General features: G+C 68.2%; 22 protein-coding genes and 2 pseudogenes. 15 read left to right on the top strand and 9 right to left on the bottom strand.

Annotation, left to right across the window (positions count from 1 at the left end):
- Positions 1-6 precede the first annotated feature (6 nt).
- Entirely contained in the window at positions 7-1,008 is a 1,002-nt protein-coding gene (gene pdxA, locus ACHMW8_RS18735) for a 4-hydroxythreonine-4-phosphate dehydrogenase PdxA (RefSeq protein WP_125157864.1), read from the top strand.
- Between the two features lie 11 nt (positions 1,009-1,019).
- Entirely contained in the window at positions 1,020-1,850 is an 831-nt protein-coding gene (gene rsmA, locus ACHMW8_RS18730; RefSeq protein ID WP_395443402.1) for a 16S rRNA (adenine(1518)-N(6)/adenine(1519)-N(6))-dimethyltransferase RsmA, read from the top strand.
- 111 nt (positions 1,851-1,961) lie between these two features.
- Here rsmA and ACHMW8_RS18725 read toward each other — a convergent pair whose 3' ends face one another.
- The gene (locus ACHMW8_RS18725; RefSeq protein WP_395443401.1) at positions 1,962-2,321 is read right to left on the bottom strand and encodes a MerR family DNA-binding protein; all 360 of its coding nucleotides are present in this window, start codon (positions 2,319-2,321) and stop codon (positions 1,962-1,964) included.
- Positions 2,322-2,437: 116 nt separating this feature from the next.
- Here ACHMW8_RS18725 and ACHMW8_RS18720 point away from each other — a divergent pair.
- The 3 genes and pseudogenes from ACHMW8_RS18720 (at position 2,438) to ACHMW8_RS18710 (ending at position 5,442) form a co-directional block, all read left to right on the top strand.
- A pseudogene (locus ACHMW8_RS18720) lies at positions 2,438-3,185 on the top strand (MauE/DoxX family redox-associated membrane protein).
- A 68-nt stretch (positions 3,186-3,253) separates the two neighbouring features.
- A pseudogene (locus ACHMW8_RS18715) lies at positions 3,254-4,904 on the top strand (sensor histidine kinase).
- A 280-nt stretch (positions 4,905-5,184) separates the two neighbouring features.
- Positions 5,185-5,442 (top strand): GlsB/YeaQ/YmgE family stress response membrane protein, encoded by a 258-nt coding sequence (locus tag ACHMW8_RS18710; RefSeq protein WP_125157860.1) that lies wholly within the window; start codon positions 5,185-5,187, stop codon positions 5,440-5,442.
- A gap of 43 nt (positions 5,443-5,485) precedes the next feature.
- On the opposite strand, the gene gmk is transcribed toward ACHMW8_RS18710, so the two are convergent.
- The 7 genes from gmk to fabD form a co-directional block, all read right to left on the bottom strand.
- Positions 5,486-6,127: a guanylate kinase gene (gene gmk, locus ACHMW8_RS18705; RefSeq protein WP_125157859.1), complete on the bottom strand. Its 642-nt coding sequence runs from the start codon at positions 6,125-6,127 to the stop codon at positions 5,486-5,488.
- Positions 6,120-7,001, bottom strand: coding sequence for a YicC/YloC family endoribonuclease (locus ACHMW8_RS18700; protein ID WP_395443400.1), 882 nt, complete (start codon positions 6,999-7,001; stop codon positions 6,120-6,122). The genes gmk and ACHMW8_RS18700 overlap by 8 nt, the downstream gene beginning before the upstream one ends.
- A 3-nt stretch (positions 7,002-7,004) precedes the next feature.
- Entirely contained in the window at positions 7,005-8,132 is a 1,128-nt protein-coding gene (gene mltG, locus ACHMW8_RS18695; protein WP_395443399.1) for an endolytic transglycosylase MltG, read from the bottom strand.
- A complete protein-coding gene (gene fabF, locus ACHMW8_RS18690) occupies positions 8,129-9,409 on the bottom strand; it encodes a beta-ketoacyl-ACP synthase II (RefSeq protein ID WP_125157856.1) in 1,281 nt (426 codons plus the stop codon). Before fabF ends, mltG begins: the two co-directional genes overlap by 4 nt.
- A 166-nt stretch (positions 9,410-9,575) precedes the next feature.
- Positions 9,576-9,812 carry an acyl carrier protein gene (locus ACHMW8_RS18685; protein ID WP_004615098.1) on the bottom strand — a complete coding sequence of 79 codons (237 nt, stop codon included), beginning with the start codon at positions 9,810-9,812 and terminating at the stop codon, positions 9,576-9,578.
- A 138-nt stretch (positions 9,813-9,950) separates the two neighbouring features.
- Complete coding sequence (gene fabG, locus ACHMW8_RS18680; protein WP_395443398.1) at positions 9,951-10,691, bottom strand: 3-oxoacyl-[acyl-carrier-protein] reductase; 741 nt, start codon at positions 10,689-10,691, stop codon at positions 9,951-9,953.
- 20 nt (positions 10,692-10,711) lie between these two features.
- Complete coding sequence (fabD, locus tag ACHMW8_RS18675) at positions 10,712-11,656, bottom strand: ACP S-malonyltransferase (RefSeq protein WP_395443397.1); 945 nt, start codon at positions 11,654-11,656, stop codon at positions 10,712-10,714.
- Between the two features lie 164 nt (positions 11,657-11,820).
- On the opposite strand from fabD, the gene ACHMW8_RS18670 reads away from it, so the two are divergent.
- The 3 genes from ACHMW8_RS18670 (at position 11,821) to ACHMW8_RS18660 (ending at position 14,477) form a co-directional block, all read left to right on the top strand.
- Entirely contained in the window at positions 11,821-12,354 is a 534-nt protein-coding gene (locus tag ACHMW8_RS18670) for a peroxiredoxin (protein ID WP_125157853.1), read from the top strand.
- Positions 12,355-12,439: 85 nt separating this feature from the next.
- On the top strand, positions 12,440-13,579 hold the full coding sequence (locus ACHMW8_RS18665) for a helix-turn-helix domain-containing protein (RefSeq protein ID WP_395443396.1): 1,140 nt from the start codon (positions 12,440-12,442) through the stop codon (positions 13,577-13,579).
- Positions 13,580-13,652: 73 nt separating this feature from the next.
- Positions 13,653-14,477 carry a sterol desaturase family protein gene (locus ACHMW8_RS18660; RefSeq protein WP_125157851.1) on the top strand — a complete coding sequence of 275 codons (825 nt, stop codon included), beginning with the start codon at positions 13,653-13,655 and terminating at the stop codon, positions 14,475-14,477.
- Here ACHMW8_RS18660 and ACHMW8_RS18655 read toward each other — a convergent pair.
- A complete protein-coding gene (locus ACHMW8_RS18655) occupies positions 14,452-15,111 on the bottom strand; it encodes a hypothetical protein (protein ID WP_125157850.1) in 660 nt (219 codons plus the stop codon). The two genes, ACHMW8_RS18660 and ACHMW8_RS18655, sit on opposite strands and share 26 nt — an antisense overlap.
- 269 nt (positions 15,112-15,380) lie before the next feature.
- Here ACHMW8_RS18655 and rpsF point away from each other — a divergent pair, with 269 nt between their 5' ends.
- The 7 genes from rpsF (at position 15,381) to alr (ending at position 22,924) form a co-directional block, all read left to right on the top strand.
- Complete coding sequence (rpsF, locus tag ACHMW8_RS18650; RefSeq protein ID WP_099577449.1) at positions 15,381-15,761, top strand: 30S ribosomal protein S6; 381 nt, start codon at positions 15,381-15,383, stop codon at positions 15,759-15,761.
- A 14-nt stretch (positions 15,762-15,775) separates the two neighbouring features.
- Positions 15,776-16,054: a 30S ribosomal protein S18 gene (rpsR, locus tag ACHMW8_RS18645; protein ID WP_004615089.1), complete on the top strand. Its 279-nt coding sequence runs from the start codon at positions 15,776-15,778 to the stop codon at positions 16,052-16,054.
- Positions 16,055-16,067: 13 nt separating this feature from the next.
- Positions 16,068-16,652, top strand: a complete 585-nt coding sequence (gene rplI, locus ACHMW8_RS18640) for a 50S ribosomal protein L9 (RefSeq protein WP_125157849.1) — start codon at positions 16,068-16,070, stop codon at positions 16,650-16,652.
- A gap of 196 nt (positions 16,653-16,848) precedes the next feature.
- Positions 16,849-19,293 carry a TonB-dependent receptor plug domain-containing protein gene (locus ACHMW8_RS18635; protein ID WP_395443395.1) on the top strand — a complete coding sequence of 815 codons (2,445 nt, stop codon included), beginning with the start codon at positions 16,849-16,851 and terminating at the stop codon, positions 19,291-19,293.
- Between the two features lie 197 nt (positions 19,294-19,490).
- On the top strand, positions 19,491-21,014 hold the full coding sequence (locus ACHMW8_RS18630) for a replicative DNA helicase (RefSeq protein ID WP_125157847.1): 1,524 nt from the start codon (positions 19,491-19,493) through the stop codon (positions 21,012-21,014).
- An 86-nt stretch (positions 21,015-21,100) separates the two neighbouring features.
- On the top strand, positions 21,101-21,787 hold the full coding sequence (locus ACHMW8_RS18625; protein WP_125157846.1) for a MarC family protein: 687 nt from the start codon (positions 21,101-21,103) through the stop codon (positions 21,785-21,787).
- A 39-nt stretch (positions 21,788-21,826) separates the two neighbouring features.
- Positions 21,827-22,924 carry an alanine racemase gene (gene alr, locus ACHMW8_RS18620; protein WP_395443394.1) on the top strand — a complete coding sequence of 366 codons (1,098 nt, stop codon included), beginning with the start codon at positions 21,827-21,829 and terminating at the stop codon, positions 22,922-22,924.
- The last annotated feature ends 19 nt before the right edge of the window (positions 22,925-22,943 follow it).

Below are 22,943 nucleotides of genomic sequence, written 5' to 3'. Positions count from 1 at the left end.
GAACCGGTGACACTCCGCCCCCTCGCCCTCAGCGCTGGTGATCCCGCCGGCGTCGGCGCGGAGATCATCGCCAAGGCCTGGGGCGCCCTGCGCCAGGACGGTCCGGTCTTCGTGGTGGTGGGCGACGCCCAGCTGCTGGCCTCGGCCGGCGGCGGGGTGAAGGTGCGCGCCGTCACGGGTCCTCACGAGGCCGCCGGCGTCTTCGCCGAGGCCCTGCCGGTCATCGACATCCCCCTGCTCTCTCCGGTCGTCTCCGGCCAGCCTTCGCCGACCTATGCGCCACAGGTGATCCGCTGGATCGAGACCGGCGTGGGCCTGGCCTTGTCCGGCGCCGTTTCGGGCCTGGTCACCGCCCCGATCGCCAAGGCTCCGCTCTACGAGGCTGGTTTCAAGTTCCCGGGCCACACCGAGTTCCTGGCCGAGCTGACCGCCGCGGCGACCTTCGACGGTCCGCGCGGTCCGGTCATGATGCTGGCCGCCGGCGATCTGCGGGCAACTCTGGTGACCATCCACACCGCCCTCGCCAAGGTCCCGGCCGCCCTGACCGTCGAGAGCATCGTCAACAGCGGCCTCGTCACCGCCCAGGCCCTGCGCCAGGACTTCGGGATCGCCAATCCTCGTCTGGCCGTCGCCGCCCTCAACCCGCACGCCGGCGAAGGCGGGGCCCTGGGGCGCGAGGAGATCGAGATCATCGCCCCCGCCGTACGCGCCCTGAAGGACCTGGGGGTCGACGCCGTCGGTCCGGCCCCGGCCGACACCCTGTTCCATCCGGAAGCCCGCGTCCGCTACGATGGCGTGCTGTGCATGTATCACGACCAGGCTCTGATCCCGGTCAAGATGCTGGACTTCTGGGGCGGCGTGAACATCACCCTGGGCCTGCCGATCGTGCGCACCTCGCCCGACCACGGCACCGGCTTCGACATCGCTGGACGCGGCCTGGCCCGGCCCGATAGCCTGATCGCCGCCATCAGGCTGGCGGCCGACATCGCCGCCCGCCGCGGCGCCTGAGAGAAACGACCATGAGCCTGGCCGACCTGCCGCCCTTGCGCGAGGCCCTGGAGCGCCACGACCTGCTGGCGCGCAAGAGCTTCGGCCAGCACTTCCTGCTGGACCTGAACATCACCCGCAAGATCGCCCGCATGGCTCAGGTCGGCGAAGGCGACATCGTGGTCGAGGTCGGTCCTGGTCCCGGCGGCCTGACCCGCGCCCTGCTGGAGACCGGCGCCCGCGTCGTGGCCATCGAGAAGGACAGCCGGTTCCTGCCCCTGCTGTCGGAACTGGCCGAGGTCGCCGACGGGCGCCTGGACCTGGTCGAGGGCGACGCCCTGAAGGTCGACGCCCTGAAGGCCGCCGGCGGACCGGCCCACGTGGTCTCCAACCTGCCCTACAATGTCGGCACCCAGCTGCTGATCAACTGGCTGACCGGGCCGTTCAAGCCGCTGTCCATGACCCTGATGTTCCAGAAGGAAGTCGCCGACCGTATCGTCGCCCACACCGATGACGACGCCTACGGCCGCCTAGCGGTGATCTCCCAGGTCCTATGCGACGCCAAGACGGTCATGGACCTGCCGGCCAAGGCCTTCACCCCGCCGCCCAAGGTGGCCTCGGCCGTGGTCCGCCTCGTGCCCAAGGCCGATCCGCCGCCCGCCGACCTGATCGCCGCCCTCGAACGCGTCACCGCCGCCGCCTTCGGCCAACGCCGCAAGATGCTGCGATCGAGTCTGAAGGGGCTGGGCGGCGGCGCGTTGTGCGAAAAGGCCGGCATCAGCCCCGACGCCCGCGCGGAGGTCATCGACCTGGCCGGCTTCCTGGCGCTGGCCCGAGCGAGCCTGGGCCAAGCTTCAGCTTAGGTTCATCTGGACGGACGCTTTCTGGCCCAACACCGCCAGGGAGGCTCCCATGTTCGTCCGCCTGTCCATCGCCTGCGCCCTGCTCGGCTTCTCAGCCCTGGCGATCCTGGTCTAGGCCCCCTCGAACGCCGCGATGATCGGGCACGGGCCGGTGTCGGACGCCGCGCAGGCGCGCGCCAGCTTGTCGAGGGAGGCCCGCGCCGCCCGCAGCTCGGCGATCTTCTCATCCAGCGCCATGATCCGTTCCCGCGCCAGCGCTCTGGCGCGCGCACGGTCCTCGCCGGAGTCCAGCGCCAGCAACTCGCCGATCTGCTCCAGCGTGAACCCGGCGCCTTGCGCGGCGCGAATGAACTTCAGCCGCCGCAGGTCCTCGGCGTCGTAGCGCCGGACGCCGCCGGACAGCGCCGAACCGCCGGACTTGTCGGGCGTTCGCAACAGACCCCGCCGTTGGTAGTAGCGCACCGTCTCCACCCCGAACTCCGCCTTCGCGCGCCAAGGTCGCGATCGTGTTGGCCATGCCTTGACTCCGTACCATGGTACGGACCCTACATGGGGCGGACCCAGTCGCGCGCCAAGGAGTTCAAGCGATGAGTCCCGTGAAAACCGCCGTACTGTACCGCATGGTCATGCCCGGGCACGTCTGCCCCTATGGCCTGAAGGCGATGCACCTGCTGAAGGCCAGAGGCTATGTCGTCGAGGATCATTGGCTGAAGACTCGCGCCGAGACCGACGCCTTCAAGGCCGAGCACGACGTCAGGACCACGCCCCAGGCCTTCATCGACGGACAGCGGATAGGCGGTTACGACGATCTGCGCCGGCATTTCGGCGCGAGGGTCCGCGATCCCAAGGCCCTGACCTACGCCCCGGTGATCGCCGTCTTCGCCGTCGCCGCCCTGCTCGCCCTGGCGGCCAGCCAAGCGGCCTTTCATACGCCTCTGACGGCGCAGGCCGCCGAGTGGTTCGTGGCTTTCTCCATGAGCCTGCTGGCCATGCTCAAGCTGCGCGACGTTCGAGGCCTTCTCGACCATGTTCCTGAACTACGACCTGCTGGCCCGCCGCTGGGCGCCCTATGGCTATGTCTATCCTTTCGCCGAGCTGACGGCCGGGGTGCTGATGGCGGCGGGCGTGCTGACGGGATTCGCCGCGCCCTTGGGCCTGTTCATCGGCGGCGTGGGCGCGGTTTCGGTGTTCAAGGCCGTCTATATCGACAAGCGCGAGCTGAAATGCGCCTGCGTTGGCGGAGACACCAACGTGCCGCTGGGCTTTGTGTCCCTGACCGAAAATTTGCTGATGGTGGCGATGGCCCTCTGGATGCTGACCCGTCACCACGGCTAATCTGCCCTGAAGTCTATTGACGGTGGGGCCGGCGCTCTCGAGCCTTGGCCAGGCGAAGTGGGGCGAATGTGACTATCAAAAGCGCGGTGAAGGCGCCATCGACGGTTGCGCGGCGCTTGCTCTTCATGGCGCTGACCCTCGCGGCCCCCGCCATCCTGCTGATGGGCGCGCTGGCGGCCCAGCAGTATGCCGAGGGGCAGCGCCGCTTCTCCACCCAGCTGATCGCCATGACCCGGGCCCTCTCCCTGGCCACCGATCGCCAGATCGGCCAGGGGACAGAGCATTCTGCAAGGCCTGGCCGTCTCGCCGGCCCTGGCTCAAGGCGACCTGGCCACCTTCGAAAAACAGGCGCGCGAGGCCGTGGAGGGGCGCGAAGGCTGGATCGTGCTGATGACCCACGACGCCCAGTTGATCAATACGCGGATAGCCCCGGGTCGACCGACGCCCTACGCGCCCCTCTCGCCCACGTCCTGGCGCGAGATGACCACGGGCAAGTCGAACGTCAGCAATCTGATCCCGCGCCGGGGGGCCGGCCCAATCATCGGCGTGAACATGCCCGTCCTGGTCAACGGCAAGCTGCTGGTGCTGGCCTATATGCAGCAACCGGCGGCCTTCCACGCCCTGATGACCGCCCAGACGTTTCCCCAAACCTGGACCGCCAGCATCGTCGACCGCAATGCGGCCCTGGTGGCCCGTTCGCGCGATCAGGAAAGGATGTTGGGCAAGCACGCCAGCCTGGACATGCGGCAGGCCATGGCGCGGGCGAACGACGGCGTCGTGCGGACCCACACCCTCGACGGCGTCCAGACCTTGTCGGCCTTCAGCCGCTCGCCGACCTATGGGTGGACCTTCATCGTCGGGGTGCCGCGCGAAGAACTGAACAGGACGGTGCTGAGTTCGCTGGGCCCGGCCATCGCCGGCGCGGCTCTGCTGATCGCCCTGGGCGTGGCGGCCGCGTTCGCCTTCGCCCGTCCCATCTCCCGCGACGTCCGGGGCCTGGTGTCCGAGGCCGAGGCCCTGGCCTCCGGCCAGCCGCTGGATCCGGCCCCCTCGCACCTGCAGGAAATCGCCGAGGTGCGCGGTTCGCTGCGGGCCGCGGCCGATATCCTGCGGGCTCGCGACGGCGACGCACGCCGCGCCGCCGACCGGCAGCAACTGATGATCAACGAGCTGAACCACCGGGTGAAGAACACCCTGGTCGTGGTCCAGTCCCTCGCCCGCCACAGCCTCCGTACAGGCGACCAGAACGGCCTCGCCCAGTTCAACGATCGCCTCTACACCCTGGCCTCGGCCCACGACCTGCTCACCCGTCGCAACTGGGAAGGCGCCGACCTGGGCGAACTGCTGGCCGAGGCGCTGAAGCCCTATGCCAGCCAGGTGACCCTTGAGGGTCCGCAACTGCCGTTGGCGCCGAACGCCGCGCTGGCCCTGGCGATGATCTTCCACGAACTGGCCACCAACGCTTCGAAATACGGCGCGCTGTCGAACGAGAACGGCCGCGTGGCCGTCTCCTGGAGCCTGGGCGGCCGCACCCTGCTGACCATCGAGTGGCGCGAACGCGGCGGACCTCCGGTCAGGCCGCCCGAGCGCGGCGGCTTCGGTTCGCGCCTGATCGCCGCCAGCCTCAAGGGCGACCTGGCCGGCTCGGCGACCTTCGACTACGCCCCCGAGGGCCTGACCTGCGTGATGAGCATCATCGCGCCTCCGAAAGCCGCCTGAACGGGCGAAGCCAAGACCGATCGTCGCAGCGCCCCCTTGTCGCCTTGGCTTGGCCACACCGCGTCTGCAATAGCTCCTACCAGTCGTAGGGAAAGTACCGATGGATCTCACATTCCTGATCGGAGCCATTCTGGGCTCGGGCCTGTTCATCGTTTTCGGCCGCCCCCCGGCCGAAAAGCTGATCGCCCTCGTGCAGGAACGCATGCGCGGGAACTAACGGGACGGTCGAGGACTTGATTGGGCAAGGTCGCGCAGGGCGACCGCTCACGGAGTCCCTAAGATGTCCATTCTCGCCTGGCTCCTTCTGGGCCTGATCGCCGGCTTCATCGCCAGCAAGCTCGTGAACCGTTCCGGCAGCGGCGTGCTGCTCGATATCGTCCTCGGCATCGTCGGCGCGTTCGTCGGCGGCTGGCTGTTCAACCAGTTCGGCAACGCCGGCGTGTCCGGCTTCAATCTCTACAGCCTGCTGGTGGCCACCATCGGCGCCGTCGTCATCCTGGCGCTCTATCACCTGATCTTCGGCCGTCGAGCGCTCTAAGGCGCGGCGGCCCCGGCGGCGGGCGAAAGCCCGCCGTTAGGTCTCAGATCTCTTCCTTGAGAAGATCGCTCACCAACCCGCCGATCCACGGGTTGCGCGCCCGTTTCAGACGTTCGGCGTGATAGATGTGGGCCAGGTCCGAATAGGCCCGATCGAAATCCTCATTGAGAATGACGTAGTCGAAGCGCTCCCAGTCGGCGACCTCGTCCTTGGCGCGCGAAAGACGGCGGTGGATCACCTCCTCGCTGTCCTGGCTGCGCGCGTGCAGACGCCGGCTCATCTCGGCCAGAGACGGCGGCAGGATATAGACCAGCACGCTGTCGTCCTTCGCCTGGGCGTGCACCTTCATGGCGCCCTGGAAATCGATGTCGAACAGGGCGCTCTCGCCCCGTTCGAGCGCCTGCATGATCGGCGGCTTGGGGCTGCCGTAGAAGTTTCCGTAGACCTCCGCCCATTCCAGGAAGGCGTCATCGTCGATCATGGCCTGGAACGCTTCGCGCGTGACGAAGTGATAGTCGCGGCCATCGTGTTCGCCAGGACGCGGCTCGCGCGTGGTGTAGCTGATCGACAGGTGCAAGTCGTTGTGGTCGGCCACCAGGCGGCGGGTCAGCGAGGTCTTGCCGACGCCAGAGGGCGCGACGACCATCAAGAGCAGGCCGCGATGGGGATGGTGGGGCTTATTCAACGTTCTGAACCTGCTCGCGGAACTGCTCGATCACGGCCTTCAGCTCCAGACCGATCGCGGTCAGGGCGGTCAGGGCCGATTTCGAGCAGAGGGTATTGGATTCTCGCATGAATTCCTGGGAGAGGAAGTCGAGCCTGCGGCCGGACGCGCCCTCGCCGGACAGGAGCGCGCGCGCGGCGACGACGTGGCTCGCCAGGCGATCGAGCTCCTCGCGCACATCGGCCTTCACGGCCTGGGCGGCGGCTTCCTGGACGATGCGGTCTTCGCTGGCCGCCTCCCCGACCAGTTCGGCCATGCGGCGGGCGAAGCGGTCCTTCAGCACCGCGGGCTGGCCGGCGGCCTCGCTTTCGGCCTGGCCCGTGAGCGCCTCGATCCTGTCGATCAGGCCGTTCAGCACCGGATCAAGGGTGGCCCCCTCCTCCAGGCGCGTGATCTTAAGGCCATCGAGGGCCTGCCCGATCGAGGCGGCCATGCCGGCCTCGACGGCGGCGCGGGTCTCGGCGTCGTCCTCGTCCTCGCGGGCCTCGATGACGCCCTTCAGGGCCAGCAGGCCATCCAGGCTGGGCTTGGCGACCATGCCGGTGGCCACATAGGGGCCCCCAGCGGTCAGGTAGCGCTCCAGGGTCGCGATATTCACCTGGGTCTCGCCCGAGGTCTCGGCGCGCTTGGCCTGGACGTTGAGCGTCAGCTGGCCGCGCTGAAAACGGGCTTGCGCGCCTTCGCGCGCGGCGCGCTCCAGGGCCTCGAAGCCCGGTGGGCCGCGGAAGCGGGTCTCGAGGTTGCGGCCGTTTACGCTGCGCGCCTCGACAGCCCAGGTCCAGGCGCCGTGGGCGCCCTCGACCCGCGCGAAGCCGGTCATCCCCGAGATCGACATGGTCTAGCCCCCCGCCAGCGGCTTGGCGGCTGGCGGGGCCGGAACCACGGGGACGCCCGCCCCGGCCCGGTCACGCTCGATCTGGCGCCACTTGGCGACGTTGGCGTTGTGCTGCTCCAGCGTCGAGGCGAACACGTGGCCGCCCGTGCCATCGGCGACGAAATAGAGGTCGTTGGTCCTGGCCGGGTTCAGCGCCGCCTCCAGGGCCGCGCGGCCCGGATTGGCGATCGGCGTCGGCGGCAGGCCATCGATCTTGTAGGTGTTGTAGGGCGTGAACGCATCCAGCTCGGACCGGCGCAGGCCGCGGCCCAGCGGCCGGCCGCGCGAGATGCCGTAGATCACGGTCGGGTCGGTATCCAGACGCATCCCGGTGCGCAGACGGTTGACGAAAACGGCCGCCACCTGCGGGCGCTCGCCCTTCACGCCCGTCTCCTTCTCGACGATCGAGGCCATGATCACGGCCTCTTCCTTCGACCGGTAGGGCAGGCCCGACTGGCGGTTGGCCCACAGCTGGTTCAGCAGCTTGTCGCGGTCGTCCATCATCCGCTTGAGGACGGCGGCGCGGTCCTCGCCGCGCTGGACCTCGTAGGTCTCGGGCAGGATCGCGCCCTCGGGCGGGGTCGCGGCGCTACCTTCCAGGATGTCCGACTTGGCCAGGATGTCCATGACCATGTCCGAGGTCAGCCCCTCGGGAATGGTGATCCAGTGGCGGACGATGCGGCCGTGGCGGATGGCGTCCAGCACCTGGGCCATCGAGGCGCGGCTGGCGAATTCGTATTCGCCGGCCTTCAGCGTCCGGGCCGCCCCCGTGGCCTTGGCGGCGGTCATGAAGATCGACGAGGAGCGGATCACCCCGCCCCGCTCCAGGCTGGAGGCGATCTCCGGCAGGCTGGCGCCCTTGCGCAGGACGACGGTGGTCTTGTCGCCGGCCTTCGCGGCGGGACCGGGACCGTTATAGACCCAGGCCGCGCCGAGAATGGCGACCATGCCGATCACGACCAGGGTCGTGACGGCGCCGAAAAAGGCGCGGATCAGCCGCCGCCCCACGGACGCGGTTTCGCGACGGTTCGCCCGGGGGGACGAACGCTTGTGGGCGCGAGGGGCCCGAGGGGCTGACGGCTTCTTGCTCACGAGACCTTCTTGAACACCACGGTGGCGTTGGTGCCGCCGAAGCCGAAGCTGTTGGACACCGCCACATCGATCTTCATCGGCACGGCCTTGTTCGGCGCCAGGTTCATGGCGACGTGGACGTCGGGATTGTCGAGGTTGATGGTCGGCGGAGCGATCTGGTCGCGGATCGCCAGGATCGAGAAGATCCCCTCGATCGCGCCGGCCGCGCCCAGCAGGTGGCCCGTCATCGACTTGGTCGACGACATGACGACGTTCTTGGCGTGATCGCCCAGGAAGCGCTCGACGGCGCCGGCTTCCAGGCCGTCGGCCATGGTCGAGGTGCCGTGGGCGTTGATGTAGTCGATGTCCGAGGGCTTGAGGCCCGCGTCCTTGATCGCCGACGCCAGGGCGCGGCCGCCGCCTTCGCCGTCTTCCGACGGCGCGGTGATGTGGTGGGCGTCGCCCGACAGGCCATAGCCGACCACCTCGGCGTAGATCTTGGCCCCGCGCGCCTTGGCGTGCTCGTACTCTTCCAGCACCAGGGCGCCGGCGCCCTCGCCCATCACGAAGCCGTCGCGGTCCTTGTCATAGGGGCGCGAGGCCTTCTCAGGCGTGTCGTTCCAGTCGGTGGAGACGGCGCGGCAGGCGATGAAGCCGGCGATGCCGACCTTGCAGACGGCCGCCTCGGCGCCGCCGGCCACCATCACGTCGGCGTCGCCGTACTTGATCAGGCGCATGGCGTCGCCGATGGCGTGGGCGCCGGTGGCGCAGGCCGTGACGACCGCGTGGTTGGGGCCCTTGAAGCCGTACTTGATCGAAACCTGACCCGAGATAAGGTTGATCAGGGCCGAGGAGATGAAGAACGGGCTGACCCGGCGGGGCCCCTTGGCTTCCAGCTCGAGCGCGGTGTCGGCGATCGTCGACAGGCCGCCGATGCCCGAACCGAGGATGACGCCCGTGCGCCACTTGTCCTCGTCGGTCTCGGGAACCCAGCCCGAATCCTTGATCGCCTCGTCGGCCGCGGCGATGCCGTACAGGATGAAATCGTCCACGCGCTTCTGGTCGCGCGGGCTCATGGTCTGGTCGGGATCGAACGAGCCCTCGACGTCCGGGCCGCCGCCGCCGCGTCCGTCGACGCGCGGAACCTCGCAGGCGACCTTGCAGGCATAGTCGGTCGGATCGAAGGCCGTGATGCGGTTGGCGCCGGACTTGCCGGCCAGAATGTTCTTCCAGGTAACGTCAACACCGTGGCCCAGAGGGGTCAGCAGGCCGATACCCGTGACGACAACTCTACGCATGGATCACTCCCAAACCTTCGATGCGGGACGCGGGATGTGGGGAGAACCCCAGGGCCGCGCCACTCGCGAAATCTTGGCCTCAAACGAAAACCGCCGCGCGCACGATGGCAAGAGCCCGTGCGACGCGGCGGAAATGGTCAGGTTCGACTAGCGAACTCGACGCCTTTTAGGCGGTCTTTTCCGTGATGAACTTCACGGCGTCGCCAACGGTCTGGATGTGCTCGGCGGCGTCGTCCGGGATTTCGATGTCGAACTCTTCTTCGAACGCCATCACCAGCTCAACGTTGTCGAGGCTGTCGGCGCCCAGGTCATCGATGAAGGAGGCCTTCTCGGTGACCTTCTCGGGATCGGCATCCAGGTGTTCGATGACGATCTTACGCACGCGCTCGAGAATGTCGGACATTCTGTTCAGTCCCTCGTTATGAGATTTCGGCCCTCGGACAATGAGGTTGCGCCTCACCATCTGCGGGAATTGTCGGGCTCCGCCTATCACGTTCCTTTTCGGCTTGCTAGCGGGCAGACCGAAGGAGCGACAACGGTTTTAGATCATGGCCATGCCGCCGTTGACGTGCAAGGTCTGACCGGTGACGTAACCGGCCTGGTCGCTGGCCAGGAAAACGCACGCCGCGGCGATATCGCTCCCCTCGCCCAGCCTGCCCGCGGGGATCGTCGCCAGGATGCCGGCTTTCTGCTGCTCGTTGAGGGCGTCGGTCATCGGGCTGGCGATGAAGCCGGGGGCCACGCAGTTGACCGTCACGCCGCGGCTGGCCAGTTCCTGGGCCAGGGCCTTGGAGAAGCCGATCATGCCGGCCTTGGAGGCCGCGTAGTTGGTCTGGCCGGGGTTGCCGGTCACGCCGACCACCGAGGTGATGCCGATGATGCGGCCGGCGCGGCGCTTCATCATGCCCTTGGCGGCGGCGCGCGAAAGGCGGAAATAGCCTTCCAGATTGATCTTGATGACGGTTTCCCAGTCCTCGTCCTTCATGCGGACAAGCAGGCCGTCGCGGGTTACGCCGGCGTTGGCGATCACGATGTCCAGCGGCGCGCCGGCGGCTTCCTCGGCCTTGGCGACCAGCCCGTCGACGGCGGCGGAGTCGGAGAGATTCGCCGCCACGAACGACACGCGCTCGCCGAACTGGGCGGCCAGCTCCGAGAGAGCCGATTCGCGGGTGCCCGAGAGCACGACGTGCGCGCCCTGCTCGTGCAGGGCCTTGGCGATGGCGCCGCCGATGCCGCCGGTGGCGCCGGTGACGAGAGCGGTCTTGCCGGTCAGATCGAACATGTGTCGGTCTTCCTTATGGATTAAAGCGAGGCCGCGAAGGCTTCGAGATCGGCGGGCGTGTTCAGCGGGGTCGCCTCGGAGTCCGGCGCGATGCGCTTGGCCATGCCCGACAGCACCTTGCCGGCGCCGGCCTCGGCGAAACGCGTGACGCCGCCTTCCGTGGCCAGCCAGGTCATGCTCTCGCGCCAGCGGACGCGGCCGGTGACCTGCTCGACCAGCAGCTTGCGGATGACGTCCGGATCGTGGACCGGGGCGGCGGTGACATTGGCCACCAGCGGGGCGCGCGGGGCGATGATGGTGGTCTTGGACAGGGCCTGCGCCATCTCGTCGGCCGCCGGCTGCATCAGCGGGCAGTGGAACGGGGCCGAAACGTTCAGCGGGATGGCCCGCGCGCCCAGCTCCTTGGCCTTTTCGATGGCCTTGTCGACCGCGGCCTTGGCGCCCGAGATCACGACATTGCCGTTGTTGTTGTCGTTGGCCACGACGCAGACGCCGACTTCCGAGCCGGCCGCGGCGGCGGCTTCGGCGAGGGCCAGGTCGGTCTTCGGACCGATCAGCGAGGCCATCGCGCCCTCGCCCACCGGCACGGCGCGCTGCATGGCCTGGCCGCGCAGCTTCAGCAGGCGCGCGGTGTCGGCCAGGGTGATGGCGCCGGCGGCGGCCAGGGCCGAGTATTCACCCAGCGAGTGGCCGGCGACGAAGGCGGCGCGGTCGATGCCCACGCCGAATTCCTTTTCCAGGGTCCGGGTGACCGCCAGGCTGACGGCCATCAGGGCTGGCTGAGCGTTCTCGGTCAGGGTCAGGTCGCCCTCCGGACCGTCCTTCATCAGCGCGAACAGCTTCTGGCCCAGGGCGTCGTCGACCTCCTGGAAGACCTCGCGGGCGCTGGCGAAGGCCTCGGCGAGATCGACGCCCATGCCGACCGACTGGCTGCCCTGGCCGGGGAAAATGAAGGCGATGCTCATGGCGGCCCGCTCCTTCTCAAGTCAATTCAAGGCCGGGAGGGTTAGGGGAAAGGCCCCATTGGGGCAAGTGCGGCGCGTGACGCCCAACGCTTGCAATTACGGGGCGGCCACATCCAAAGTGCGCCCGCCAGCGTAGCTGGGCCATCCTTCCTCGGAGTCGCGCCATGAAACTCATCCTCGCCGGCGTCGCCGCGTTCGCCCTCGCCGCCGCTTCGCCCGCCCTCGCCGCCCTCAAGGTCGGCGACAAGGCGCCCGACTTCACCGCCAAGGCCGCGCTGGCCGGCAAGGACTTCGACTTCAAGCTGGCCAAGGCGCTGAAGAAGGGCCCCGTGGTCCTGTACTTCTTCCCGGCCGCCTATACCGCCGGCTGCACCGCCGAGGCCCACGAATTCGCCGAGGCCACGCCCGAGTTCGAAAAGCTGGGCGCCACGGTGATCGGCGTCACGGCTGGCAATGTCGACCGCATCAAGGACTTCTCCAAGGAGCACTGCCGCGACAAGTTCGCGGTCGCCGCCGCCGACAAGGCGCTGATCAAGAGCTACGACGTGGTGCTGTCGATGAAGCCGGAATGGTCGAACCGCACGTCCTACGTGATCGCGCCCGACGGCAAGATCCTGCTCAGCTACACCGACGGGAACTTCGCCGGCCACGTCACCCAGACCATGGACGCGGTGAAGGCCTACAAGGCCAAGAAGTAGCGGCTTCAAGAAGCAACCAGCCTTTTCGGGTTCCGGCTAGCCGCGCGGGTTGAGGCGCGCGCGGCTGACGGGAGATGATCGGCCCATGACATACATTGGGATCGATCCCGCCCATATCGACCCCTCCGGCCTTGAACTGGGGCTGCGCGGCGTCGCCATCGGCGCCTTCGCCGCTACGGGCGTGTCCCTGGCCGCCAGCCGCGAGATGACGCCGACGCGCTGGGTCGGCGTGCTGCTGATGGCTTGCGCCATGGCGCACGGCTTTGAGAGCCATTTCTACTACACGGCCCGCCTGCACCTGAGCCTGCTGACCTGGCTCCTGAGTTCGATGGCGGCCGCGGTGCTCTGGTTGTTCTGCTCGGTGCTGTTCGAGGACGAGCCGAAGATCCCGGCCTGGCGCTTGGCCTTGCCCGCCGCGGTGCTGGCGCTCTGGATACCCGGCGCGTTCCTGCCCCCCTCGCCGGCGCGCGTCGTCGCCTGGTGGATCTTCGCGGCCGTGTCGTTGGCGATCAACGCGCACATCCTGTTGATGACCTGGCGCGGCTGGCGGATCGACCTGGTGGAGCGCCGCCGACATCTGCGCGCGCCGATCGCGGCGGCGGCGACCGGCTACATGCTGGTCCAGACCCTGTGCGACTTCGGCTTGGGCAAGGGTCCCATGCTGCCCAGCCTGGTCCAGGCCGTCGCCCTCGCCGCCCTGGGCGTCGGCTCGGCCCTGGCCCTGCTGCGCGCCGAGCCGGTGCTGGTCCAGGCCCGGCCCGCGGCCGGCGAGCCGCCCGTGGTCAAGCAGGCCGAGACCCTCGACCTGACCCCCGCCGACCGCCTGGTCCTGGCCCGCCTGGACAAGGCGATGAACGAAAACGAGGTCTGGCGCGGCGAGGACCTGTCGATCGGCGCTCTGGCGGCCCTGGTCGGCGCGCCCGAGCACCGCCTGCGCAAGCTGATCAACGGCACGCTGGGCCACCGCAACTTCGCCGACTACGTCAACGGCCGGCGGATCGAGGCGGCCAAGGTCGCCCTGGCCGATCCGGAGCAGGCGCTGAAGTCGGTGTCGACCATCGCCTACGAACTGGGCTTCGCCTCGCTGGGACCGTTCAACCGCGCCTTCCGCGCCGCCACCGGCGTCACCCCGACCGCCTGGCGCCAGGACGTCACGCCCACGCACCCGCGTCTGCGGCTTATCGAAACCGGCGAAGGTCCGCCGAAAAGCGACAAACGGGCCTGATTTCAAGTTCGGCGCGACGAGCGAAGAACCGGCCGCTTCCTTGGCGAGGTCTTTCGCTCTGGAGCCCGGATAAATGCTCGACACTCTCCTCCCCTTCGCCCGCAACTGGCTGGACGCCATGTGGGTCGATGTCACCCGTTATGCGATCTTCTCGGTCGGCCTCTGGCTGGTGCTGTGGGTCGTCCTGGCGATCCCGCTTGCCGGCCGCAAGATCCGCGACAGCAAGCCCCCCGCTCGCCAACTGCTGACCGAGTTCGCGACCTCGATCCGTTCGATCGCCATCTTCTCGACCGTGGGCCTGCTGACCTTCGGCCTGTTCCGCGCCGGCTGGCTGCCGGGACCCGATATCGCCAAGAGCTGGGGCCCGGTCTGGTTCTGGACCAGTCTCGTCCTGATGATCGTCGCCCACGACGCGTGGTTCTACTGGACCCACCGGCTGATCCACGACCGCCGCCTGTTCCGGCGCTTCCACCGCCGGCACCACCGGTCGAACAACCCCTCGCCGTTCACCGCCTACAGCTTCGACCTGGGCGAGGCCTTCATCAACGGCGTGTTCGTGCCGCTGTGGATGATCGTGGTTCCCACCCAATGGCCGGTGGTGGGCCTGTTCATGCTGCACCAGATCGTCCGCAACACGATCGGCCACTCGGGCTACGAGCTGTTTCCCGCCCGCAAGGACGGCCGGCCGCTGCTCCCGTTCCTGACGACCGTGACCCACCACGACCTGCACCACGCCCAGGCGGGGTGGAACTACGGCCTCTACTTCACCTTTTGGGACAAGGTCATGGGCACCGAGCACCCTGAGTATCTGAAGCGCTTCGCGGCCGTCACCGCCAAAAAGCCGAAGAACGACGGGGATCGCGAGCTGGAGGCTACCAGCCGACCTTCACCAGCTTGATCATGGCGCGGGCGTCCTGCAGCCGCCAGCTTTCGCGCTCGTTGCTGACGCCCCGCACGCTGACGGTGAATTCGGCGGGGATGTCGAACGGCCGGGTCAGGCTCAGGTCGACGCCCTCGTCGCCCGTGGAGCCGCCGCCAAAGGCGATCGAGCCGACCGGCTTGCCGTCCAGGGTCAGGGACGAGCGGATATTGGCGCGGGCCACGGGGATCTTGCCAGGCACGGCGATCGCCTGGCTGGCGTCCATGTCCATCGAGACGCGAATATAGTTGGCGCGCGGCAGGAGTCCGAAGCCGAAGGCCTTGGACATCGAAGAGCGCACCTTGGCCTCGTTCTCGTTCCACGAGGCGCCGAGCGCCACCGACCGCTGGCCGACGCGCTGGTCGTCGGGCTTCTGGGTCAGGTTGAGATCGAAGTCGTAGGTCGGGTTCTCGATCATGCCCGAGGACCTGACCGTCAGGGCGACCTTCTCGGTGTCGGTGGACAGATCCAGCGGGATGGCCGCGGAATAGCCGGCGAACCTGCCTTCGCGCGCCGAGACCGAGGTGACGGGCTTCTGGATGATCTCGGCATGCGCCGTCCCGGCGGCCAAGGCCGCTGCGAATGCCACCAAGAGACGATCACCGATCCTCATGTTCGCCTGCTAGCATAGTTGGGCGGCGGGATGAACCCGGCCAATGTCGTTTATCGGACACCGCCCCGCATCGCCTGGTTCGGCGGCAAACCTCGATGCGGCTTGCCTTTCAGGCCCATCTTCTGTAAGAGCGCGCGTTCTCACGGAAGAGCGGTCTTGCACGCACCCATCCGGGACCGGGGATTTCCCCGCTCGGTGTGCAGGATCCATCGTGGACGTCGGACTTCCGCCGACGACCGCGCCGCCTTCCCCAACGGAAGAAGGAAAACATGGCGTTCTACGAACACGTGGTCATCGCGCGGCAAGATATCTCGCCGCAACAGGCCGAAGCTCTGAACGAGCAACTGAAGACCCTCATCGAAGAGAATGGCGGCCACATCGCCAAGATCGAGTACTGGGGCCTTCGCAACCTCACCTACCGCATCAAGAAGAACCGCAAGGGCCACTACTCCCTGCTCGCGATCGACGCCCCGGCGCCGGCCGTGAAGGAAATGGAGCGTCAGCTGCTCATCAACGAAGATGTGCTGCGCTTCATGACCATCCGCGTGGAAGAGCTGGACCTGGAACTGTCGCCGGTTCTCGCCCGTCGTGACCGTGGCGATCGCCCGGAACGTCCGCGCGAAGACTTCGCGCCCCAGGCTCAAGCGTAAGGGAGAGATAGATCATGACCGATACGACCGCTCCCGAAGCCGGCGCTCCGGCCGCCGCCGCTGGCGGCGCCCGCCGCCCGTTCTTCCGTCGCCGCAAGGTTTGCCCGTTCTCGGGCGCCAACGCGCCGAAGATCGACTACAAGGACGTGAAGCTGCTGCAGCGTTACGTTTCCGAACGCGGCAAGATCGTCCCGTCGCGCATCACCGCGGTGTCGGCCAAGAAGCAACGCGAACTGGCCAAGGCCATCAAGCGCGCCCGCTTCCTGGCTCTGCTCCCCTACGTCGTGAAGTAAGGGAGACACCACGATGAAAGTCATTCTGCTCGAACGCGTCGAAGGCACCGGCGTCCTGGGTGACGAAGTCACCGTGAAGGACGGCTTCGCCCGTAACTTCCTGCTGCCCCGCGGCAAGGCCCTGCGCGCCACCAAGGCGAACCTGGCCACCTTCGAAGCTCAGCGCGCTGAGATCGAAGCCCGCAACGTCAAGAACCGTGAAGCCGCAGGCAAGAACGGTGAAGCGCTGGACGGCACGCAATACATCCTGATCCGTCAGGCTGGCGAAAGCGGCCAGCTGTACGGTTCGGTCGCGGGCCGCGACGTCGCCGACGCCATCAAGGCCGAAGGCGGCAAGGTCGACCGCTCGATGATCGTGCTGGACAAGCCGATCAAGACGCTGGGCGTCCACGAAGTGAAGGTGAAGCTGCATGCTGAAGTGACCATCACGGTCACCCTCAACATCGCGCGCAGCCAGGACGAAGCCGAGCGCCAGGCGCGCGGCGAAAACGTGATCAACTCGCAGTTCGAGGAAGATCGCGCGGCCGAAGCCGAAGCCGCCCAAGACATGGCGGAAGGCGGCGCCGGCTCGTTCGAAGGCGACCACTACGAAGCCTAAGACCCGTCTGGGTTCTGAACGTTTCAAGAGAACGGCGCGGAGCGATCCGCGCCGTTTTTTTCTGCGTCGCAGCGTAGAAATGCTCAGCTTGTACGCACACCGATGAAATCCCATGTTCGCCGTGGGGGCAATCAAGACCCCCGCTTCGGGGCTTGAGGACGCGCGCCTCATCCCCGGCCACGAGAGGGGATTTCTCATGCGTTACAGAAGCTTATTGCTGGCCGCCGCTTCGCTGACGGCCTTCGCCGCGACCGCCAACGCCCAGACGGCCACGCCGCCGGCGGACGAAAACACCAATGTCGACGAGATCGTCGTCACCGGCACCCGCACCGCCGGCCGCTCGCGCCTGGACACCCTGGCCCCGGTCGACGTCGTCACCGCCAAGACCCTGCAGCAGCGCGGCAGCACCGAGCTGGCCACCGCCCTGGCCGCCACGGTTCCGTCGATCACCTTCCCGCGCCCGTCGAACACCGACGGCACCGATTCGGTTCGTCCGGCCGTGCTGCGCGGCCAGGGCCCCGACCAGACCCTGGTTCTGGTCAACGGCACGCGCCGCCACACGACCGCCCTGGTCAACCTGAACGGTTCGGTCGGCCGCGGCTCGGCCGCCGTCGACCTCAACGCCATCCCGTCGGTCGCCCTGGACCGCATCGAGGTCCTGCGTGACGGCGCCGCGGCCCAGTACGGCTCGGACGCCATCGCCGGCGTCATCAACCTGCGCCTGCGCGAAGCCGACCACGGCGGCGGCGTCACGGTCACGGCCGGCAAGTACATCACCAGCTTCGACGGCCTGCAGACGGGCGCCAAGCAGAAGCGTCGCGACGGCGCGACCAAGACGGTGGCGGGCTGGCAAGGCCTCAAGCTCGGTTCGGACGGCTTCCTGACGCTGTCGGCCGAGTATGTTGACCGCGACTTCACCAACCGAAGCGACACCGACACCCGCGTCACCCCGCAACGCGTCACCTCGCGCTTCGGCGATCCCGAGGTCGAGCAGGTCAGCTTCTACGCCAACGCCGGCAAGCCGATCGGCGACAACTGGCAGCTCTACGGCTGGTACGGCTATCAGCAGCGCGACAGCGAGGCCTCGGCCACCTACCGCCTGCCGACCGACGCCAGCCAGAACATCCCCAGCGTCTATCCCAACGGCTATCTGCCGCTGATCACCACCAACACTGAGGACGTCACCGCCGCCATCGGCCTGCGCGGCGACCTGGCCGGCTGGAAGATCGACACCAACCTGGTCTACGGCAAGAACGACCTTGATTTCGGGGTCAAGAACACCCTCAACCCGTCGTATGGCCCGACCTCGCCCACCAACTTCCAGGCCGGCGGCCTGACCTATGACCAACTGGTCTTCGGCCTCGACGCCAGCCAGGAATTCGATGTCGGCCTCGCCGGCCCGCTGAACGTCGCCTTCGGCCTGGAGGCCCGCCGCGAGACCTACAAGATCAACGCCGGCGAAGTGGCGTCCTACGCCCGCGGCACGGTCTCGCCGACCCTGGCCTTTGGTTCGCGCGGCTTCACCGGCTTCACGCCCAGCAACGTCATCGACGTCGATCGCGACGCCGTCGGCGCCTATCTGGACCTGGAAGGCAAGCTGACCGAGAAGCTGACCGCTTCGGCCGCCGTCCGTCGCGAACACTATTCGGACTTCGGTAACAACACGAGCTGGAAGCTGGCGGGCCGCTATGACTTCACCGACGCCTTCGCCCTCCGCGGCGCGGTCTCGACCGGCTTCCGCGCCCCGAGCCTGCAGCAGCAGTACTTTACCTCGACCTCGATCCTGTACATCAACCAGCTGGTCGGCGGCGTGACCACGGCCGTGCCGTTCGAGACCGGCACCTATCCGTCGGTCAGCACGGTCGGCCAGGCCCTGGGCGGCAAGCCGCTGGAGCCAGAGAAGTCCAAGAACTTCTCGCTGGGCGCGGTCTACCACAAGGGTCCGTTCGAGCTGACGATCGACGCCTACCAGATCAATGTCGACAACCGCATCGTCCTCAGCGAGACCCTGACGGGCAGCGCCACCGCGGCCGCGGGCACCAACGCCCGGGTGATCTTCGACCTGCTGTCGCGATACGGCGCCTCGGCCGGCCGCTTCTTCACCAACGGCGTCGACACCAAGACCAAGGGCGTCGACATCGTGGCCCGCTATCGGATCCTCGACGAACAGGCCGGCACGTTCGACCTGACGGCGGCGGCTAACGTCAACGACTTCACGGTCAACCGCACGCCCACCACCACCGTGCTGCCGACCCCGACCACGCTGTTCGGCCGCCAGGCCACGCTGCGCTTCGAGGAAGGCACGCCGCGCAACAAGGTCTCGCTGCAAGGCGACTGGAGCAAGGGCCCCTGGGGCGCCACCCTGCGCACCACGCTCTATGGCAACGTCCTGTCGCCCGGCACCGCCGCCGACGGCAGCGGCGACTGGCACACGGGCTCGCAGGGCATCGTCGACCTGGAGGCGCGCCGCCGCTTCGGCGAGCACACCACGGTGTCGCTGGGCGCGGACAACCTGTTCGACCAGTATCCCGACCAGGTGCCGCCGAACCTCAACACCAGCGGCGGCAACCCGTTCTCCAGCTTCTCGCCGTTCGGCTTCAACGGCCGCTACCTCTACGGCCGCCTGGCGATCAACTGGTAAGCCGCGAAATCGCGCAAACGTTTGGGCTCGGAGAGCGATCTCCGGGCCCTTTCTATTGGCGAAAGTGCAAGCGCACAGGCTTCAGGCGAGCGTCCGTTTCTGACGTAACACGATCAGAACATACACAGAATATCCCCATTCATGTGGAGCCGCGCGGCCATCCGACCCGCGCGTCCGGAGCCCTGTCGCGTTAATATCTGGCGATGTCCCTCGTACCCGCGCTTGATCTTGTTCCTCCCGGCCTTCCCGAGCCCACGATCAACGTGGCGCCGCACAACATGGAGGCCGAGCAAGCGCTGCTGGGCATCCTGCTCTACGACAACGCCGCCTACGAGCGGTTGAGCGACAACCTGCAGGCCCGCTGTTTCTACGAGCCCTTCCACCAGCGGCTGTTCCAGTCGATCGAGACCCACGTCCGCAAGGGCCAGTTGGCCGAGCCGATCCTGCTGGCCGACGAGTTCAAGAAGGATCCGGCGTTCGAGGAGCTGGGCGGCCTGCGCTACCTGGCCGACCTGGTCGACCGCGCCCCGCCGGCGGCCAATGTCGGCGACTATGCCCGGGTGATCTTCGACCTGTCGCTGCGCCGCGAACTGATCCGCATCGGCGGCGACATCGCCACGGCCGCGCAAGGCGGCAACGAGGAAAAGCGCAGCGCCCGCGACCAGATCGAGTCGGCCGAACAGAGCCTCTACAGCCTGGCCGAAAGCGGCGCGGCCTCATCGGGCTTCGTCAGCTTCGGCGACGCCCTGCGCGGCGCGGTCGAGATGACCGCCGAGGCCTACAGCCGCGACGGCGGCATGTCGGGCGTCGCGACGGACCTGATCGATCTCGACCAGAAGATCGGCGGCCTGCACCCTTCCGACCTTGTGGTCCTGGCCGGCCGCCCCTCGATGGGCAAGACCGCCCTGGCGACCAACATCGCCTTCAACATCGCCAAGAAATACGCCTACGAGATCCAGCCCGACGGCACCAAGAAGACCGTCCAGGGCGGCGTCGTGGCCTTCTACTCGCTGGAAATGAGCGCCGAGCAGCTGGCCCTGCGTATGCTGGCCGACGCTTCGGGCGTGTCGGGCGACCGCCTGCGCAAGGGCGAGATCGACGCCAGCGAGTTCGGCCGGGTCCGCGACGCGGCCATGGAGCTGCAGGAAGCGCCGCTCTATATCGACGCCACCGGCGGCATCTCGATCGCCAAGCTGACCGCCCGGGCCCGCCGCCTGAAGCGCCAGGTCGGCCTTGACCTGGTCGTGGTCGACTATCTTCAGCTGGTCACCGGCTCGGACCTCGGCGCCAACGCCAACCGGGTGCAGGAGGTCTCGCAGATCACCATGGGCCTGAAGGCCCTGGCCAAGGAACTGGCCTGCCCGGTCATCGCCCTCTCACAGCTGTCGCGTCAGGTGGAAGCCCGCGATGACAAGCGGCCCCAGCTCTCCGACCTTCGGGAATCGGGCTCGATCGAGCAGGACGCCGACATGGTCTGGTTCGTGTATCGCGAGGCCTATTACGTGGGCCGCGCCGAGCCGCGCGAGGGCACGCCCGAGCACCTGACCTGGCAGGAAGAGATGGACCGCCTGCACGGTCTGGCCGAGGTCATCATCGCCAAGCAACGTCACGGCCCCATCGGCACCGTGCGCCTGTCGTTCAACAGCGACACCACCCGCTTCGGCAACCTGGCCAAGGACCACTACTTCGCCCAGGCGCGGAACATTCCGTCGGACGAGTAGGCGCGTTCAGCACCTGGGGTGTTTGACTAGACCCGCCCCTCTAAGCCACCGTCCCCACCTCGCCTTCCCCTGTTCCGACGAGTCACATGGACTTCAGCCCCCTGCCCACGTCCAGCCTGGTCGGCGCCTTCCTGCTGGCGTTTCCGGCGCTGTTCTCGATCGTCAATCCGGTCGGGGCCTCGCTGATCTTCGACCAGGCGATGGCGGGTCGGGATCGGTCCGAGCGGCTGCGACTGGCGCGACTGATCGGCTTGTACGCCTTCCTGGTGCTGCTGGGGTCGCTGCTGCTGGGCGGCTATATCCTCAACTTCTTCGGCGTCAGCCTGGGCGCGCTGCGGGTGGCCGGCGGCCTCGTCGTGGCGATCCGCGCCTGGGGCCTGCTGATGGACCCGCAGGAGCACGAGGACCGCAAGACCAGCCAGACCGAGCCGGCCCAGAGCCACGAAGACGTGGCGTTCTTCCCGCTGACCATGCCGTTCACCACCGGCCCCGGCTCGATCTCGGTGGCTATCGCCCTGTCGTCCCAGCGTCCGACCGAGGGCAGCGGCGTGGCGCCCTTCTTCATCGGCGCCAGCCTGGCCGCGGCCCTGGTGGCGATCCTGGTCTGGCTGCTCTACAGCGCCTCGGGCCGGGTCATGCGGCTGCTGGGCCCCGGCGGCGCGCGGGTGCTGTCGCGGCTGGTGGCGTTCCTGCTGCTGTGCATCGGCGTGCAGATCATCGCCTCGGGCGCGGAGAACCTGGTGGCGCGCTTCCTGGCCACTCATCACGGTTAAGGCGTTGAACCGCCCGCCCGCGTCCGGTACGTCGGCCTCGTGACCGACCTCACCGACACGCGCATCACCATCGACCTCGACGCCCTGGCCGCCAACCACGCGGCCTTGCGCGCGCGCGCCGGCGGGGCCGAGGTGGCGCCAGCGGTCAAGGCCGACGCCTATGGCCTGGGCGCGGCCCAGGTCGCCGATCGCCTGTGGGCCGAAGGCGCGCGGAGCTTCTATGTCGCCCGCCTGTCCGAGGGCGTGGCCCTGCGCCAGGCGCTGGGCGGCCGCGAGGCGACCATCCACGTGCTGGACGGCGTCACGCCAGGCTCCGGCGACACGCTGGAGGGCGCGAAGTTGACGCCCGTGCTCAACAGCCTGCCCCAGGTCGAGGCCTGGAACGCCCAGGCCCGCGCGGGTCGGCTGAAGGCCGCCCTGCATGTTGACACCGGCATGAACCGCCTGGGCCTGCGCCCGGAAGAGTTGAAGGTGCTGGTCGGCGCCGTTGACCGCCTCAAGCGCGTCGAGATCGACCTCGTCGTCAGCCACCTGGCCTGCGCCGACGAGCCGACCCATCCGCTGAACGCCATCCAGCTGCAACGCTTCCAGGAGGCCGTCGCCCTGCTGCCGAACGCCCGACGCAGCCTGGCCGCCTCGGCGGGCCTGTTCCTGGGCGCGGCCTATGGCTTCGATCAGGCGCGGCCGGGCATCAGCCTCTACGGCGGCGGGCCGGAGGGGCGTCCGCATCCGGAGATCCGCGCCGTCGCGACGGTCGAGGCGCCGATCCTGCAGGTCCGCGTCGTGCCGCGCGGCGAGAGCATCGGCTACGGCGCCGGCTGGACGGCCAACCAGACAACCCGTGTCGCCATTGTCGCCGCCGGCTACGCGGACGGGATTCCACGCGCCGCCTACCCGCGCGGCGCGGTGTGGTTCGACGGTGCGCGCCGGCCGATGCTGGGCCGCGTCTCCATGGATCTGATCGCCATCGACATCACCGACTGCGACGCCGCCCGACCCGGCGCCATGGTCGAACTGTTCGGTCCGAACCTGCCTGTCGACGACGCGGCCGAGGCCGCCGGCACATCGGCCTACGAACGCCTGACGCGATTGACGCTCCGCGCGACGCGCCGCTATGTGGGGCTGCGGGGCGGGTAAGGCTCAGCCTGCAATAGAG

The sequence above is a fragment of the Caulobacter sp. UC70_42 genome, assembly GCF_044056025.1.
Classification (GTDB): Bacteria; Pseudomonadota; Alphaproteobacteria; order Caulobacterales; family Caulobacteraceae; genus Caulobacter.
Note: the sequence above shows the minus strand (reverse complement) of the source record. Positions and strands in the feature narration are given on the sequence as shown.

Bases quoted from the DNA above. Each gene is read 5' to 3' on its own strand.
- rsmA (WP_395443402.1), top strand. From the start codon at position 1,020: ATGAGCCTGGCCGACCTGCCGCCCTTGCGCGAGGCCCTGGAGCGCCAC.
- ACHMW8_RS18710 (WP_125157860.1), top strand. From the start codon at position 5,185: ATGTCCATTCTCGCCTGGCTCCTTCTGGGCCTGATCGCCGGCTTCATC.
- ACHMW8_RS18700 (WP_395443400.1), bottom strand. From the start codon at position 7,001: ATGTCGATCTCGGGGATGACCGGCTTCGCGCGGGTCGAGGGCGCCCAC.
- fabF (WP_125157856.1), bottom strand. From the start codon at position 9,409: ATGCGTAGAGTTGTCGTCACGGGTATCGGCCTGCTGACCCCTCTGGGC.
- ACHMW8_RS18685 (WP_004615098.1), bottom strand. From the start codon at position 9,812: ATGTCCGACATTCTCGAGCGCGTGCGTAAGATCGTCATCGAACACCTG.
- fabG (WP_395443398.1), bottom strand. From the start codon at position 10,691: ATGTTCGATCTGACCGGCAAGACCGCTCTCGTCACCGGCGCCACCGGC.
- fabD (WP_395443397.1), bottom strand. From the start codon at position 11,656: ATGAGCATCGCCTTCATTTTCCCCGGCCAGGGCAGCCAGTCGGTCGGC.
- ACHMW8_RS18670 (WP_125157853.1), top strand. From the start codon at position 11,821: ATGAAACTCATCCTCGCCGGCGTCGCCGCGTTCGCCCTCGCCGCCGCT.
- ACHMW8_RS18665 (WP_395443396.1), top strand. From the start codon at position 12,440: ATGACATACATTGGGATCGATCCCGCCCATATCGACCCCTCCGGCCTT.
- ACHMW8_RS18660 (WP_125157851.1), top strand. From the start codon at position 13,653: ATGCTCGACACTCTCCTCCCCTTCGCCCGCAACTGGCTGGACGCCATG.
- ACHMW8_RS18655 (WP_125157850.1), bottom strand. From the start codon at position 15,111: ATGAGGATCGGTGATCGTCTCTTGGTGGCATTCGCAGCGGCCTTGGCC.
- rpsF (WP_099577449.1), top strand. From the start codon at position 15,381: ATGGCGTTCTACGAACACGTGGTCATCGCGCGGCAAGATATCTCGCCG.
- rpsR (WP_004615089.1), top strand. From the start codon at position 15,776: ATGACCGATACGACCGCTCCCGAAGCCGGCGCTCCGGCCGCCGCCGCT.
- rplI (WP_125157849.1), top strand. From the start codon at position 16,068: ATGAAAGTCATTCTGCTCGAACGCGTCGAAGGCACCGGCGTCCTGGGT.
- ACHMW8_RS18635 (WP_395443395.1), top strand. From the start codon at position 16,849: ATGCGTTACAGAAGCTTATTGCTGGCCGCCGCTTCGCTGACGGCCTTC.
- ACHMW8_RS18625 (WP_125157846.1), top strand. From the start codon at position 21,101: ATGGACTTCAGCCCCCTGCCCACGTCCAGCCTGGTCGGCGCCTTCCTG.